Source organism: Halomonas sp. TA22, assembly GCF_013009075.1.
GTDB lineage: Bacteria > Pseudomonadota > Gammaproteobacteria > Pseudomonadales > Halomonadaceae > TA22.
Genome location: NZ_CP053108.1, coordinates 3,518,447 through 3,532,925, shown reverse-complemented (window position 1 = coordinate 3,532,925; position 14,479 = coordinate 3,518,447). Strand labels below are relative to the sequence as shown.

General features: G+C 62.5%; 14 protein-coding genes. 7 read left to right on the top strand and 7 right to left on the bottom strand.

Annotated features, from left to right (window positions below):
• Positions 1 to 95: 95 nt before the first annotated feature.
• Both HJD22_RS16750 and HJD22_RS16745 read right to left on the bottom strand, forming a co-directional pair.
• Complete coding sequence (locus HJD22_RS16750; protein ID WP_248730303.1) at positions 96 to 512, bottom strand: hypothetical protein; 417 nt, start codon at positions 510 to 512, stop codon at positions 96 to 98.
• A 73-nt stretch (positions 513 to 585) separates the two neighbouring features.
• On the bottom strand, positions 586 to 1,770 hold the full coding sequence (locus HJD22_RS16745) for an MFS transporter (RefSeq protein ID WP_208653568.1): 1,185 nt from the start codon (positions 1,768 to 1,770) through the stop codon (positions 586 to 588).
• Positions 1,771 to 2,159: 389 nt separating this feature from the next.
• Between HJD22_RS16745 and HJD22_RS16740 the strand changes: the two genes are divergently transcribed.
• On the top strand, positions 2,160 to 2,636 hold the full coding sequence (locus HJD22_RS16740) for a PRC-barrel domain-containing protein (RefSeq protein WP_208653569.1): 477 nt from the start codon (positions 2,160 to 2,162) through the stop codon (positions 2,634 to 2,636).
• A 484-nt stretch (positions 2,637 to 3,120) separates the two neighbouring features.
• Complete coding sequence (gene hemN, locus HJD22_RS16735) at positions 3,121 to 4,515, top strand: oxygen-independent coproporphyrinogen III oxidase (protein ID WP_208653570.1); 1,395 nt, start codon at positions 3,121 to 3,123, stop codon at positions 4,513 to 4,515.
• 43 nt (positions 4,516 to 4,558) lie between these two features.
• Here the strand turns inward: hemN and HJD22_RS16730 are convergent, their stop codons facing one another.
• From HJD22_RS16730 to HJD22_RS16710, 5 genes are all read right to left on the bottom strand, one after another.
• A complete protein-coding gene (locus HJD22_RS16730) occupies positions 4,559 to 6,772 on the bottom strand; it encodes a xanthine dehydrogenase family protein molybdopterin-binding subunit (protein WP_208653571.1) in 2,214 nt (737 codons plus the stop codon).
• Entirely contained in the window at positions 6,769 to 7,770 is a 1,002-nt protein-coding gene (locus tag HJD22_RS16725; RefSeq protein ID WP_208653572.1) for a xanthine dehydrogenase family protein subunit M, read from the bottom strand. The genes HJD22_RS16730 and HJD22_RS16725 overlap by 4 nt, the downstream gene beginning before the upstream one ends.
• Positions 7,767 to 8,240, bottom strand: coding sequence for a 2Fe-2S iron-sulfur cluster-binding protein (locus HJD22_RS16720; RefSeq protein ID WP_340163053.1), 474 nt, complete (start codon positions 8,238 to 8,240; stop codon positions 7,767 to 7,769). The genes HJD22_RS16725 and HJD22_RS16720 overlap by 4 nt, the downstream gene beginning before the upstream one ends.
• Before the next feature lie 287 nt (positions 8,241 to 8,527).
• Complete coding sequence (locus tag HJD22_RS16715) at positions 8,528 to 8,992, bottom strand: PepSY domain-containing protein (RefSeq protein ID WP_208653574.1); 465 nt, start codon at positions 8,990 to 8,992, stop codon at positions 8,528 to 8,530.
• Positions 8,993 to 9,129: 137 nt separating this feature from the next.
• Positions 9,130 to 9,606: a PepSY domain-containing protein gene (locus HJD22_RS16710; protein WP_208653575.1), complete on the bottom strand. Its 477-nt coding sequence runs from the start codon at positions 9,604 to 9,606 to the stop codon at positions 9,130 to 9,132.
• Between the two features lie 125 nt (positions 9,607 to 9,731).
• On the opposite strand from HJD22_RS16710, the gene HJD22_RS16705 reads away from it, so the two are divergent.
• The 5 genes from HJD22_RS16705 (at position 9,732) to HJD22_RS16685 (ending at position 14,475) form a co-directional block, all read left to right on the top strand.
• On the top strand, positions 9,732 to 10,115 hold the full coding sequence (locus tag HJD22_RS16705; RefSeq protein WP_208653576.1) for a PepSY domain-containing protein: 384 nt from the start codon (positions 9,732 to 9,734) through the stop codon (positions 10,113 to 10,115).
• On the top strand, positions 10,112 to 10,780 hold the full coding sequence (locus HJD22_RS16700) for a response regulator transcription factor (RefSeq protein ID WP_208653577.1): 669 nt from the start codon (positions 10,112 to 10,114) through the stop codon (positions 10,778 to 10,780). The genes HJD22_RS16705 and HJD22_RS16700 overlap by 4 nt, the downstream gene beginning before the upstream one ends.
• Positions 10,777 to 12,177 carry a HAMP domain-containing sensor histidine kinase gene (locus tag HJD22_RS16695; protein ID WP_208653578.1) on the top strand — a complete coding sequence of 467 codons (1,401 nt, stop codon included), beginning with the start codon at positions 10,777 to 10,779 and terminating at the stop codon, positions 12,175 to 12,177. The genes HJD22_RS16700 and HJD22_RS16695 overlap by 4 nt, the downstream gene beginning before the upstream one ends.
• A 331-nt stretch (positions 12,178 to 12,508) precedes the next feature.
• Positions 12,509 to 12,925: a PPC domain-containing protein gene (locus HJD22_RS16690; protein ID WP_208653579.1), complete on the top strand. Its 417-nt coding sequence runs from the start codon at positions 12,509 to 12,511 to the stop codon at positions 12,923 to 12,925.
• Between the two features lie 245 nt (positions 12,926 to 13,170).
• Positions 13,171 to 14,475, top strand: coding sequence for a D-alanyl-D-alanine carboxypeptidase (locus HJD22_RS16685; RefSeq protein ID WP_254280824.1), 1,305 nt, complete (start codon positions 13,171 to 13,173; stop codon positions 14,473 to 14,475).
• Positions 14,476 to 14,479: the final 4 nt, after the last annotated feature.

Genomic DNA, 14,479 nt, shown 5'->3' with positions numbered 1-14,479 from the left:
ACTAACAAAACAGGATTGTTAGGTTAAGCGTAGCGACTCCTGGCCCTGTCGACCCAACGCGGGCGTTATGTTTTGTAATGCGTTACGAAAGGCGCCTAGTCGTCACTGCCGTCCGGTGAGTCATTGGTGCTGGCCTGCGGCTCGCCATCCTCCCGGCGTCCGCTATCGTCGGCTCCCAGCGGTTCGTCGGGAAGCAGTGCCTCTTCGCGCTCCGGCGATTGGGTCTCGTAGGCAGGACCAGCATCCGATTGGGAGGCCGGGGTCTGGAACATGGCATCCCCCTGGGACTGGCCACCGCCAGTGGTTTCATCCTCCTGATCCATATCCGCGCCGGTAACGCCACTCGTGGTCCCCGCCGTGCCAGTGTCGATAGTGGGCGGCTCAGTCGTTTCTGTGGTCAACCCCGATTCGGCCTCGTCGATGGGGCTTGCCGGCTCCTCGGCAAAGGCACTCGTCATCAAGGTGGCCGACAGGGTCAGGGTGGCAAGCAGTAGCGTCTTGTATCGTTCCATGATTCCCTTACCTCCCTAGATTGAGCAGTAGCGATGTCTGGTCATCAGACTAGTCCGCCGGAAGCGGCCGCGTCTACTCGCCTCGGTTAGTCTGCCAATGGCGGAGCTGGCGGGCAAAGATTCCACCCACTATCGCCAGCCACACGCCGGCGCCAACGAGCACCCAGACGCTGCCGGTCAGGCGCAATATTGCACTGCCAAGCACGACACCCACCGACTGGCCAAGAAACAGGCAGCCGGCAAATACCGCCATCCCCGTGCCGCGTGCGGCAGGTGCCATCTGTGTGGCGTTGAGCTGCAGGGTACTGTGCATCATGTAGAAGCCCAGCCCTGCACAGAAGGCGCCGGCCATGGCCAGCCCAAGATGCATCGCCAGGGCTTGCAGGCAGAAGCCCAGACCCATCAGCATACCGCCCCAGGCCGCAAGGCCCGTCTCGCCCAGACCCTTGACCAACGGTTTGGCCAGGGCAGCAAAGACCAGGCCGCCAGCACCGAACAGGGCCACGACGAAGCCGGCCAGGGTCAGCGATAGGCCGAGCCGATCATGGAGATGTGTCGCCACGAAGGCTAGTGCACCGAAGGCGGCAATGCCCTCGAGAAAGACCAGTGTCAGGATGCGCCTGGCCCGTGAGATGGCCAGAATACTGCGCAGCCGCGACAAAAAGGCGATCTTGCCTGGACTTGCCTGAGCCATGGCGAGTGCCGGCTGGCGGTGCAGGGTGACCAGCAGCCAGCCGCCGGCACACAGGAACAGTAGCGTCAGCAGCATGAAGGCGCTGCGCCAGCCCAGGGTCTCCGCAAGCAGACCACCCAGGATCTGACCGCTGATCAGGCCCAGTACCGAGCCTGAGAGCATGTGAACAAGCGTCACCTGGCGCTGGGCATAGGGCACGTTATCGCCCACCCAGGCCATCGATAGCGGGATGATGGCGGCAGCGGTAGCACCGCTCAGGGTACGAAACAGCAGCAGTGTCGAGAGTGAGCCGGAGAGCGCCGATCCCAGTGCGCCCAGGGCGCAGGCAAGTGTCGCCAGAGCCACCACGCGCAGTGTGCCGAATCGGTCGCCCAAGGGGCCGTAACAGAGTTGCATCACGCCGTAGGCGATGGCGAAGACGGTAATGTTCTGCGCCACGTCCGCCACGGGCCGTTCGAATACGCCGGCCAGGGCCGGCATCATGGCATCGGTCACCCGCATCGATGCCATGCTGGCAAATCCCGCCAAGGCCAAGAGCAGAATTATCTGTCGTGAAGGCACCATTCTCTCCCTTTCTACAACTACAGCGCGAGCATCATCAATTGCCATGACTAGCGATGCGAATGTTTAGTCGACTTACTATACCAATCCTCTCCGGGGCGGACCCTGTTCAAGGAAAACATATCGAGATTCGGTTCCACGTTTCGCCCCATATTCTCCTTGGGTGAGATGTTAAAAAAAGCCATATTCGGATTGAGTTCGACGCTGCCAATGAGGTTTTATCCGGGTAACGCATGTACGCCTGAGCATATTTGACGGAAGTTAATGATTCGACTAGCTTGGTAAGTGCTTCATGGATTTTTACGAAGATCCCATGTTTTCAGCATTAGCAGCATCAAAGTTACTTGGTATGCAACTGAACAGGGTTGTCGGATAACCGAAAGGAGAAACCCATGAAAAAATCAATTTCCATGACACTTGGCACAATGCTGGTTCCCGCCGTGATGTTCGGTGCGGGTTCAGTAGTGGCTGGGGAGCAAGACGCAAACGCCGCCAATCAAACCGCCAATGTTGGTCAGAACGGTGACAACTTCATGTCAAGCCGTCCTGACAATGCGTTCTATGCCGACCAGCTGATCGGTACCAACGTTCAGGGCCAGAATGACGATGACGACTTCGGCACTGTCAATGACCTCATCATTGATGAAGATGGTCAGATCCAGGCCGTAATCGTGGGTGTAGGCGGTTTCCTAGGCATGGGCGATCGTGATGTGGCGATCTCGTGGGATTCGCTAGATGTACGCCGTGATGCGGACAATGACGATGCCATGGGAACCGGCTGGTTCGGCGATGATTATGTCATCCGCACCGATATCAGCTCCGAGGAGCTCGAAAACGCGCCGGAATATGAGCGCGATAACGACAACTAATCTCATTCTCTGAGTTAGTTGCCTAGAGAAGCAGGGACCTTTGGTCCCTGCTTCTTTTTATTTAGCTGCTCGTTGCGTTAAAAAACCGGCGCTCATGACCGGTTTTTTTCAAAGGTCGATATGAGATCTCCTCTTGATCTGGGTATGAACCTGTAGCGCCTTTTCGATCTTGGCGAGCAGCTCGTGGCGCTTCTTGGTGGCGTTTTCGGAGGTGTTGACCAGCTGGGTGAGAAGTTCGGTGCTGGGCGGTTAGGCATGGTCGAGGCATCGCCCTGCCGTCACATGGTGAAGTATTTTTTGTGAAACGAGCGGCCAGTTAGCCGCTTCTTCACCGTAGCCTTGCCGCCCTGGCTGGCAAACGCGCTTGTTCGAAGCAAACGCTGCACTGCTTGACTCAGGTCATAAGGCCTTCGGTGCCTGGCAGTATCATGCCCTCATGCCGCCATGGAGAGGTGGCGGGCAACTTTCCTTCCCGGAGCCAGTCATGAATCACGATGAGCTGTCATTCAACCGGGCGCTGGTCGAGAAATATGATCGTCCGGGGCCGCGTTACACCTCCTATCCCACTGCACCGCGGTTTCATAGCGCCTTCGCGCTGGACGACTATCGCGATGCGGTTCAGCAGAGCAACGGCGACCTGCTGCCCAAGCCGCTGTCCGTCTACATTCACATCCCGTTCTGCAAGAGCCTTTGCTACTACTGCGCCTGCAACAAGATCATCACGCAGAAGAACGACAAGGCGGAGGAGTATCTGCGCTATCTCAAGCGCGAGATCACCTTGCAGGCCGCGCTCTTCGATCACGATCGCAAGCTGACCCAGTTGCACCTGGGCGGAGGCACGCCTACCTACCTGAGCCAGGCCCAGCTCGCCGAGCTGATGGCAGCGCTGGACAAGGCGTTCAACATGGAGCATGGCGAGGCGCGTGAATTTTCGCTGGAAGTCGACCCGCGTACCGTATCGCCTGCGCAGATTCATGAGTTGTATGCGCTGGGTTTCAACCGCCTGAGCCTGGGAGTGCAGGATTTCGATGCCGAGGTGCAGCAGGCCGTCAATCGCATCCAGAGCGAGGAAGAGACGGTCGCGCTGGTCGAGGCTGCCCGCGAGGCGGGCTTCAAGTCGGTGAGCGTCGATCTGATCTACGGCTTGCCGCTGCAGACCGTGGAGAGCTTCTCCGCCACGCTGGACAAGATCGTCGCGCTGCGACCGGACCGTATCGCCGCCTACAGCTATGCGCACCTGCCCGACACCTTCCGTGCCCAGCGGCTGATTCGCCCCGAGGACATGCCACCGCCGGAGCGCAAGCTCGAGCTGCTCGAGCTGACCGTCAATCGCCTGCAGGCTGCGGGTTATGTCTATATCGGCATGGATCACTTCGCACTGCCCGACGATGAACTGGTATTGGCGCGCGACAATGGTACGCTGCAGCGCAACTTCCAAGGCTATTCGACCCATGCCGACTGCGACTTGATCGGGCTTGGCGTATCGGCGATCGGCAAGGTGGGCGACAGCTACAGCCAAAACGTCAAGACGCTATCGGAGTACTACGCCAAGCTCGATGAGCTGCAACTCCCGGTACAGCGCGGCTACAGCCTGCATGACGACGACTGCCTGCGCCGTGACGTGATTCATCAGTTGATGTGTCATGGGCGGGTGGGCATTGGCACTATCGAGCGTCGCTACAGGATCGAATTCGACGACTACTTCGCCGATGCCCTGGCGGCCCTTGAAGAGCCCATTGCCGACGACCTGGTGAGCGTGACCGATGAGGCGGTGGTGCTGCATCCGGCGGGGCGGCTGATGATGCGCAGCGTGGCCATGGCCTTCGATGCCTATCTGGCTCATACGACGCAGCAGGGTCGCTTCTCACGCACGGTCTGACCGCCTGCACACCGCCGCCTGGCGGTGTGCAGCGGTGTGCAGGCTACTCCATCAGCTTCTCGATACTGATCGGCAAGTCGCGGATGCGCTTGCCGGTGGCGTGACGAACGGCATTGGCAATCGCCGGGGCGATGCCGGTCAGGCCAATCTCGCCGATGCCGCGGGCGCCGAACTCATTGAAGAGGAAGTCGGGATAGTCGAGCAGCTCGACATCGATATCGGGTGCATCGGCGTGAACCGGCACCAGATAGTCGGCGACGTTGGCGTTGACGAGCCGGGCATCGCGGGGATCGTAGTCGAGGCGTTCGAACAGACCCATGCCGATACCCATCACGATCGCTCCCTCGACCTGGTTGCGTGCCGCCGAGGGGTTGATCGCGCGCCCCACATCGATGCTGCTTACCACCCGGGCGACGCGTAGCCGTGAAATGCCGGGGTCCCAGCGCACCTCGACGAAGTGCGCGCCGAACGAGCGGAAGCTGAACTCCTGCTGCTCCGCCCCCGGCGCGGCCTGGCCCTCGCCATTGACGCTCGACAGGCGGTGCGCGGCGAGGATATCGCCAAAACTGACGCGTTTGTCTGCCATGACCAGTGCTCCCTCCTCGGCCTCGATCGACTCGGGATCCTCTCCCTCGAAGGCGCCCCCTGTACCGGTGGCGACCTCCTTGAGCGCCGAGAGTGCATCGCGCACCGCGCTTGCAATCGCCGGAAGCGTGGTGGCGGTGGCCATCGAGCCGCCCGAGAGCGGACCGGCGGGCAGGCTCGATTCGCCGAGCTTGACCTCGATCCTCTCTAGGGCGACACCGGTCAGCTCGGCGGCGGTCTGGGCGACGATGGTATAGGTGCCGGTGCCGATATCCTGGGTGCCGCAGGCGATCAACAGGCTACCATCGGCGCGCAGCTCGGCCCGTGCGGCGCAGGGCTGTCGACTGGCCGACCAGGTCGCGCAGGCCATGCCGTAGCCGATGATCTCGTCGCCTTCGCGCATCGCGCCGATAGCTCGATCACGTGTGGCCCAGCCGAAGCGCTCGGCGGCACTCTCCAGACACTTGTCGAGATGCTTGCTCGACCAGGGCAGGCCCTTCTTGCCATCGGACTCGGCGTAGTTGCGCCTGCGCAGTTCCAGCGGATCCATCTCCAGCTTAATCGCCAGTTCATCCATGGCCGACTCGAGTGCGAAGATGCCCGAGACTTCACCCGGCGCTCGCATCGGGCAGGGCGTGCCATGGTTGACCGCCAGCAGGCGATGGCAGGTGGCGACGTTGTCACAGGCGTAGAAGCTGGGCGTGGCCCCGCTGCAGTCGTCGACATACTGATCGACCAGCGAGGTTTCGGTGACGCTGTCATGCCGGATCGAGGTGAGCCGGCCGTTTCGCTCAGCACTCAGGCGTAGACGCTGACGCGATGCCGGGCGGTGACCCGCGCTCATCATGTCCTGCTGGCGCGGCAGCACCACCTTGACCGGCCGCTTGAACTCCCGTGCCGCCGCCGCCGTGGCCACCGCGTGGGGCCACATGAACAGCTTGTTGCCGAATCCCGAGCCGATGTAGTGCGAGATCACCTCGAGGCTCTCCTGGGGGAGATCGAAGATGCGGGCCAGGGCATTGCGCTGGTAGGCCACGCCCTGGGTCGATTCATGCACGATCAGGCGTCGGCCGCTCTCTCGCCACTCGGCGAGGGTGGCGTGCATCTCCATCTGCAGATGGCTTTCGGCTTCGATGCGGTAGGTCGCATCGAGTTTCACCGCTGCCGCCTCGAAGGCGGACTGCGGTTCGCCCCGCGAATAGGTGGCGGCATCGAGGGGCTCGCCTTCCTCATCCCCCTTTAGCAGGCTGGGCAGCGCGCCCGGATCCTTACGATAGTGGGCGAAGACGCGATAGGCGGCAGCGCGCGCCTGCTCGAAGCTCTCGGCGACGACCAGCGCCACGTACTGGCCGTGATAGTAGATGCGTTCATCCTCGAATGGCAGGCGCACCTCACCGACCTTGTCGCCGTGGCCCATGCTGTTGGGCGAGCGATAGAGCTGCGGGAAATTGCCGTAATGCAGGATGCCCACCACGCCAGGCATGGCCTCTGCCGCCTGGGTCTCCAGCGACACGATGACGCCATTGGCGATGGTCGCCGGCACGGGATAGCCGTAGAGCATGCCTTCGGCATGCAGCTCACCGGTATAGCCGGCGCGGCCGGTCAGCTTGTATTCGCCATCGATACGCGGCGTGCCGCGGCCGATCACGCTGGGTTGGGTCATGTCGTTCATGCCTGGCCCTCCTTGGCACTGCGCGCAGCATCACGCAGGCCGCGTACGATCGCCTGGCGTGCCAGCGGTATCTTGAAGGCGTTATGGGAGAGCGGCTGCGCATCGGCAAGCGCCACCTCCGCAGCCTTGGCGAAGGTCTCCGGCTTGGCGGGCTGGCCCTCGAGCATGGCCTCGGCCTCATGGCAACGCCAAGGCTTGGTGGCGACGCCGCCGAGCGCCACTCTCGCCTCGCCGATCATCTCGCCATCCAGCGACAGCATGACCCCGGCCGAGGCCAGGGCGAACTCGTAGGATGAGCGGTCGCGCAGCTTGAGATAGACCGCACCTTGCGGAACGAGAGGCGCATCCAGCGTGATCGCGGTGATCAGTTCGCCGGACTCGAGTTCGTGCTCGCGATGTGGCGTATCGCCGGGCAGGCGGTGGAAGTCGGCGAAGGCGACCTCGCGCTCGCCGTCCGGGCCGCTCAGCGTCAGGGTCGCGCCGATCGCCGCCAGGGCCACGCACATGTCTGAGGGGTGGGTGGCCACGCAGGCTTCGCTGCCGCCTAGTACGGCATGCAGGCGGTTGTGGCCATGCATGGCGTCGCAGCCGGTACCGGGGGCGCGTTTGTTGCAGGCTGCGCTGACATCGCGGAAGTAGGGACAACGGGTGCGCTGCATGATATTGCCGGCAGTGGTGGCCATGTTGCGCAGCTGCGTCGAGGCTCCGGCAAGCGTCGCCTGGGAGAGCAGCGGGTAGTGTTGGGTCACCTCGGGGTGATAGGCAAGCGCACTGTTGGTGACGAGCGCGCCGATGCGCAGGCGGCCATCGTTCAGCCGCTCCACACGCTTGAGTGGCAACGAATTGATATCGACGATGCGCCCCGGACGCATCACGTCGAGCTTGACCAGGTCGAGCAGGGTGGTGCCGCCAGCCACGAAGACGCCGCTGACATCGCTCTGATGGGCACTGACGGCGCCTTCGACGCTATCGGCATGGGCAAAGGCGAAGGTTTTCATGACGCTCCCTTCCCTTGACGCACGCGGGCATCCTGCACCGCTGCGAGAATATTGCGGTAGGCCCCGCAGCGGCAGATATTGCCGCTCATCGCCTCGCGTACCGAGGCGTCGTCGCTGGCCACATGCGGATCATCGAGCAGTGCCACGGCGGTCATGATCTGACCCGGCGTACAGTAGCCGCACTGGAATGCATCGTGATCGAGAAAGGCCTGCTGTACCGGATGCATCGCGCCGTCCCGGGCCAGCCCTTCGATGGTGGTGATGTGCTGTCCTTCGCACATTGCCGCCAGGCGCAGGCAGGCGTTGATGGGCTTGCCATCGACGTGCACCGTGCAGGCGCCGCACTGGCCATGATCGCAGCCCTTCTTGGTGCCACCCAGATGAAGCTGCTCGCGCAGCACATCGAGCAGGATCGCGTTGGGAGCGACCTTAAGCGTGGCCGCTTCACCGTTCAGGATGACATTGACGATGATCGTCTCGTCGGGGGAGTACTCGGAATATTCCATTATGCCGGTTCCTTGTTCTCGGGTCTCCTGCCCCCATGATGGCGAACGGTTGCCGCCATCGTCTCCTTGGGCATGCGCTGCGCCACTAGGTCAGCAGTCGCTAGCCTGTGGCGGGAGGAGTGTCACGGTAATGAATCGTCAGGTCACTCTCACCCTAGGAGAGGAAGACGGTGACAGCAAGCGGGCAGCGCAAGCGGCCAGGGCATCTGCCCTGGCCGCGTGTCTCTCGCTAACGCTTACTGCGTCACGGATCAGTCGCGCTCGACGTCGATCACCGAGAAGTCGCTGCTGTTGAGGCGAATCTCGATTTCACGATCCTGATCGTCGTAGCCTTCGATATCGACATGGCCGTCATCGTCGGCGTCGAATTCCTTGAAGCGCTGCAGGCCCTCCTGCTGGGCCACTTCCAGCGCCTGACGCACCTCATCGCCACTTAGACTCCAGTCGGGAATGTCACCGCTGCGCCCTTCCTCCTCCTTGCTCACGCTGCCGTCGGCGAGTTGCAGGTCCATCTCGAGCTTGGTGCCGTCCTCGCGCCAGCCCTCGATCTCCAGACGCGAATCGTCGACTTCGATGTCGTCATAGTGACTGAAATGCTGGTCGGCGCTGTCGAGCAGGGTGTTGAGCTCATCCAGTGTCACCGTGTCGTTGGCCAGTGCCAGGCTGGAGAAACCGGCGAATGCCAGGGGAACTGCCAATAGTGTGAGTCGCTTCATGTCGATGCTCCTTGATATTGCTATCGAACCGGGTATCGGTCGCCGGCGTCCGGCCGGCAGTTACCTTTCTACGCAGGCTCACCTGTCGGCAAGCTGAGCGAGTCGTTCATCTTTCGTTCATCTTCATCAGTCGTCGCTCAATCGCGCTCGACCCGTGACACCGTGTCGCTGCCCTGGCGCAGGGTGATCTCGAGCTCGCGCCCGGAGGCATCAAAGCCCTCGATCTCGATGACGCCGGTCTGCTTGATCTCGATCTCTTCGAACGCCTGCATGCCCTCGTCGGCGGCGAGGCGGAAGGCGAGCCGCAGGTCCTCCTCGCTCATCCCCCAGGCGCCGCTCACCAGGCGCTTGCGCTCCTCCTCGAGGGTCTGGCCGTCACGCAACGAGAGGCGCACGTCGGCATGCCACTCGTCATCGAGCCACCCCTCGATCTCGACGCTGTCGCCGCTCTTGGCCTCGATCTCCTCATAATGGGTGAAACCGAAGGCGCTGGCGTGCTCGATGATGGTGTCGAGCTGATCGAGCGCGATACGCTCATCGGCATGGACAAGGCCGCCTGCGGCAAGTGCGAGGGCGGCGGTGGGGGCGATCAGCAGTCGCTTGAGTGTCATCATGATCTCTCCTTTGACGTGGATATCGTTTCGCTTGCGGGTTCGTCACGTTATAGCAGGTACGATCTTGCACGGGCCTGACAGTGCCGTTCATCTTTCATTCATCTGTGTCGTGACACCCTTGGCTGATGACTCCCTCACGCTTTTTTCTCGCGCTTCGCGGCCAGATCGCTGGGCTTCGCCCTCTGCTGCTGGCAGCCTTCCTGGTATGCCATGCTGGCGTGCTGACGCTGTTCGCCGCTCCGCTAGCAGCCGATGAGCACTGGCGCGACCTGCATGGCGAGGTGAGAGCGGGACGCATCGTCGCGCTGCCGGTGATCCTTGATTGGCTGGAGGCGCACTACGAGGGGCGAGTGCTCGAGGTCGAGCTGGAGCGCGAGGATGGCATACTGGTCTATGAAGTCGAGATGATCGGTCCCCAGGGGCAGATCGTGGAGTTCGAATTCGATGCGGTGAGTGGCGAACTGATCGGCATCGAGGGGGTAAACGTCAACGCAATGAGGCGCCGATGAAGGTATTGCTGGTAGAGGATGATCGCGCGCTGGCCGATGCCCTGACGGTATCCCTGGCCGATGCCGGGCTGTTGCTCGAGCATGCCGCTACCGGGACCGAGGCGGATTTTCTGGTACGTACCGAGCGCTACGATGCGGTGATCCTCGATCTCGGCCTGCCCGATGGCGATGGCACCCGCTGGCTGGCGGCATGGCGTGACGACGGCATCGATCTGCCGGTGCTGGTGCTGACCGCCCGAGAGCGCTGGTCGGACAAGGCGGCGGGCTTCTCTGCAGGGGCCGACGACTATGTCACCAAGCCCTTCGAGAGTGCCGAGGTGCTGTTCCGGCTACGTGCTTTGGTCCGCCGTAGCCACGGCCACGCCCATCCGCTGCTCAAGGTCGGCGAGCTGACCTTCGATACTCATAGTGGCAGCGTGACGCTTGCTGGCCGGCCAGTGACGTTGACCGCTCAGGAGTCGCGGCTGCTGGCCTACCTGATCCATGCCGCACCGCGCATCGTCAGTCGCAGCGAACTTGCCGAACACGTCTACGATCGCGATCACGAACCCGACTCCAACGTCATCGACGTGCAGATCAGCCGGCTGCGGCGCAAGCTCGGCAGCCAGCGCATCGAGACGCTGCGTGGCCAAGGGTATCGTCTGGTCGAGGCCGCCTCGACATGACGCGCCTGCGTGCGTCGCTGAGGCGCTTTCGTCGCCACTGTACCGAGCGCTTGACCCATGCGCCGATTGGCGTACGGCTGCTCGGTGCCTCGCTGTTGCTCGTGGTGATCGTCCTGCCGCTGGCTGGGGTCGGACTGGCCTACAACTTCCGCGCGGCGGTCACCGCCGCCTACGACGAGCGACTCACCTCGCTGCTCAACGTGGTGCTCACCGGCGTCGACTACGATGCCGTCGAGGGGCGTCTGGGGCAGGCTCGCTCGCTGGGAGATGCGCGCTTCGAACGGGTCTTCTCCGGCTGGTACTGGCAGATCACCGACGGGGGTGAGCTTGCTCTCACGTCACGCTCGTTGTGGGATCAGCGTCTGCCGGTGAGCCACGTATCGGGCATCGATATCCGCGACTCCCTGGGTCCGCGCGGCTTGCCGGTGCGGATCGTCGAGCGCGACATTCGCCTGGCGGGGCTCGATGAGGTGCTGCACGTCAGCATGGCGGCGTCTCGCCAGGAGCTGGATGCCGAGGTGGATCGCTTCGAGCGGTTGATTACACTTTCGCTGCTGGCGCTGGCTGGCTTGCTGCTGGCGGGACTTGCCGCCCAGGTGCGTTGGGGACTGGCACCGCTGCGTCGCATGCATGCCAACCTGCGGGAAGTGGAGCGTGGCGACGCCGAGCGGCTTGATACCCGGCTGCCCGGCGAATTGGCGAGCCTGGCCGGGGCGATGAATGGCGTGCTCGAGCGCGACCGGCGGCTGATCGAGCGCGGGCGTCACGCCGCGGGCAATCTCGCCCATGCGCTCAAGACGCCGGTCAGCGTGCTGCAGACGCTCTCCGAGCACTATCCCGAGGCCTCGCGCCATCAGATCCAGGCGGAGCTTGCGCGTATCGACGACGCGGTGCGCCATCATCTCGCCCGCGCTTCAGCTGCCGGGGGTGCCATCTTCACCGGCCGGGTACGCCTCGCCGAAGTGGTCGGCCCGGTGCTCGCGGGGCTCAAGCGATTGGCGGCACGGCGCGGGATCGAGTTGTCACATGACCTTCCCCCGACGCTCTATGTACACATCGATCCTCAGGATCTGCAGGAGCTGTTCGGCAACCTGCTGGAGAACGCCCTGCGCTGGGCATCGTCGCGGGTGGTGCTTCGCGCTGGAAACGAGAGGGGTGGGGTAGAGCTGTGCATCGAGGATGATGGCCCCGGTATGAGCATCGAACAGCGCGACGCGGCACTGGCGCGGGGCGTACGCCTCGACCAGCGGCGCTCCGGCTCCGGGTTGGGCCTGGCTATCGTGACCGACCTCATGGACCTTTATGGGGGCCGCCTCTCGCTCGAGGCAAGCGATGGCGGAGGGCTGCGGGCCGTCGTGTGGTTGCCCGCCTCCCGCGTGGCACCTGCCACCCGCTAGCCTCCCGTCCGCATGATGCTACGTTTGCTGTGCACAAGTTGAACGAGAATCGCGATTATTTATACAGTAATGTCATATTTGCGCAATTTTGTACAATAATGGCCTCCAGATGTCGCGCCCTGCCGACCCGATAAATAGAACACTTGAGCTGCCGCCGTGATGGGACTGACAAGATTCTTCAAGCATTCCAGCCTCAAAGACGCGCTTGCCGCCATCCCGGATACCGCGACAGTATCGCGGCCGCTGCTGACTAACTCTCTTAGCTGAACAGGGTCGCCTCTTGCCCCCGGTGGGCGCTATGCTGCAGTAGTACCCGCCGGGAGGCTACCGCATGTTTCGTCACTTTCTCACTGCGCTTGCGCTCGCTCTGGTCGTGACTGGCTGTGCCAGCGGCCCCGTTCATGAGGTTCGCGCCGTTCCGCTCGCGCCTGGACAATCCATCGAGGTGATGTCGCCTGGCTCGCGCTACTTCCGCTTCACCCTCGAGGCACCTGCAAGCGTGGTGCTCGAGAGCCATACTTTCCCCGCCGATGGTGGCTTCATCTCTCCCAATGCACGCTTGCTGGACGAAGCGGGTAACGAGGTGGCTCGTGATTGGGAGAGCGGAAGCTACCGTAACTTCCGGCTCGAGACCCCGCTCGACACCGGCACCTGGTATCTGCACGTCATGACCCCGTTTGCCTGCGTCTCCGAGTTGCGCTGCCAGGATCAGACCTTTCGCTATCGCGTCACGCTCGAGCTTCAATAGCCTTTTTACGCTTTTGGTCGAGGAGAAAAATCGCCCTGCGTGCGGATTTACCTTCGGTAGAGAATCGACCTACGAATCGGTACGACATAGTCTGGACAGGTGCTAGCTATAAGGAATAAATTCTGTCAAGGTGCGCCGCCAAGATAAGGCTGCTGCAGGGGATACGAGAAGAATGAAGAATGGTGCTCTACGTGCATAAGACAATAAGAACACGCTGCCTTGAAGTGCTTGGTGTGATCGTTTTTATGATGTTGCTGGTCGTGGGTATCGCTGCCCAGGCCCAGGCCAACCCGCGCTATGCCGCGATCGTGCTTGATGCCGGTACCGGTGAGGTACTGCACTCCGCCAACGCCGACGAGACACGCTACCCGGCATCGCTGACCAAGATGATGACGCTTTATCTGGTCTTCGAGGCGATCGAGCAGGGGCGCCTACGGCTCGATCAGGAGCTTCCCGTCTCGGCCTATGCAGCCTCCATGCAGCCCTCCAAGCTGGGCGTGCGCGCGGGCGAGAGAATCGCCGTGAGAGATGCCATTCCCGCCCTGATCATCCGTTCCGCCAATGATGTCTCGGTGGTGATCGCCGAAGCGCTGGGCGGTACCGAGAGCCAGTTCGCCGAGTTGATGACGGCCAAGGCGCGCAGCATGGGCATGCAGAAGACCTTTTTTCGCAACGCCAACGGCCTGCCGGATCCGCTGCAGACCTCCACGGCGCGTGATCTGGCGACCCTCTCCATGCAGCTGATGAACGACTATCCTCAGTATTACCACTACTTCGCCAACTCCAACTTCACCTGGCGCGGGCAGACCATCAACGGCCATAACCGACTGCTGCGCAACTATCCGGGTGCCGATGGCCTCAAGACCGGCTTTATCCGTGCTTCTGGCTTCAACGTGGCGACCTCCGCGGTGCGTGATGGCAGGCGTGTGGTGGCGGTGGTCATGGGCGGCTTTACCGCCCAGTCCCGGGACGACCACATGATGACGCTGCTCGACCGGGGCTTCATGCGCGCCTCCCTGCAGGATCAGAACGACTGGGTCGCGCAGACCAATGTCTCCCAGCAGCTCGATGAGCTGGTCGCGTCGCTGGATGAGGCCGAAGCCCAGCCGGAGCCGGCGCTTGCCGAAACCAATGTCCAGACCCTACCGGGTGCCGAACCGATCAACCTGCATCTGGCCCTGGATGCCACGCCGCGTGCATCGGCGCCGTCAGTCGTCTCGACGCCTTCCACCCAGAGCCCGAATACGCCCTACAATTCGCCTGACGATCCGATCCTGGCGCTGCTCTCCCACTCGACACTGGAGGGCGGCGACTGGGCGGTACAGATCGGCGCTTTCCAGGATGCCGATCAGGCGCGCGTACTGGCCGATCGCGCCATGAACTATCTTCACCAAGATCAAGCTCCTGCGCGGGTCGCGGTCACTGAGGTCGGTTCGAGCAGCGGAAACAAGATGTTCCGCGCCCGGCTTGTCGATCTCGAAGAGAACCAGGCACGCAACGCTTGCAATCGCCTCCAGCAGCAAGGAATGGATTGCCTGGTGGTCAGGTAGGGCT

Excerpts from the sequence above, each read along its gene's own strand:
- HJD22_RS16750 (WP_248730303.1), bottom strand. The coding sequence starts at position 512 with ATGGAACGATACAAGACGCTACTGCTTGCCACCCTGACCCTGTCGGCC.
- HJD22_RS16745 (WP_208653568.1), bottom strand. The coding sequence starts at position 1,770 with ATGGTGCCTTCACGACAGATAATTCTGCTCTTGGCCTTGGCGGGATTT.
- HJD22_RS16740 (WP_208653569.1), top strand. The coding sequence starts at position 2,160 with ATGAAAAAATCAATTTCCATGACACTTGGCACAATGCTGGTTCCCGCC.
- hemN (WP_208653570.1), top strand. The coding sequence starts at position 3,121 with ATGAATCACGATGAGCTGTCATTCAACCGGGCGCTGGTCGAGAAATAT.
- HJD22_RS16730 (WP_208653571.1), bottom strand. The coding sequence starts at position 6,772 with ATGAACGACATGACCCAACCCAGCGTGATCGGCCGCGGCACGCCGCGT.
- HJD22_RS16725 (WP_208653572.1), bottom strand. The coding sequence starts at position 7,770 with ATGAAAACCTTCGCCTTTGCCCATGCCGATAGCGTCGAAGGCGCCGTC.
- HJD22_RS16715 (WP_208653574.1), bottom strand. The coding sequence starts at position 8,992 with ATGAAGCGACTCACACTATTGGCAGTTCCCCTGGCATTCGCCGGTTTC.
- HJD22_RS16710 (WP_208653575.1), bottom strand. The coding sequence starts at position 9,606 with ATGATGACACTCAAGCGACTGCTGATCGCCCCCACCGCCGCCCTCGCA.
- HJD22_RS16705 (WP_208653576.1), top strand. The coding sequence starts at position 9,732 with ATGACTCCCTCACGCTTTTTTCTCGCGCTTCGCGGCCAGATCGCTGGG.
- HJD22_RS16700 (WP_208653577.1), top strand. The coding sequence starts at position 10,112 with ATGAAGGTATTGCTGGTAGAGGATGATCGCGCGCTGGCCGATGCCCTG.
- HJD22_RS16695 (WP_208653578.1), top strand. The coding sequence starts at position 10,777 with ATGACGCGCCTGCGTGCGTCGCTGAGGCGCTTTCGTCGCCACTGTACC.
- HJD22_RS16690 (WP_208653579.1), top strand. The coding sequence starts at position 12,509 with ATGTTTCGTCACTTTCTCACTGCGCTTGCGCTCGCTCTGGTCGTGACT.
- HJD22_RS16685 (WP_254280824.1), top strand. The coding sequence starts at position 13,171 with ATGATGTTGCTGGTCGTGGGTATCGCTGCCCAGGCCCAGGCCAACCCG.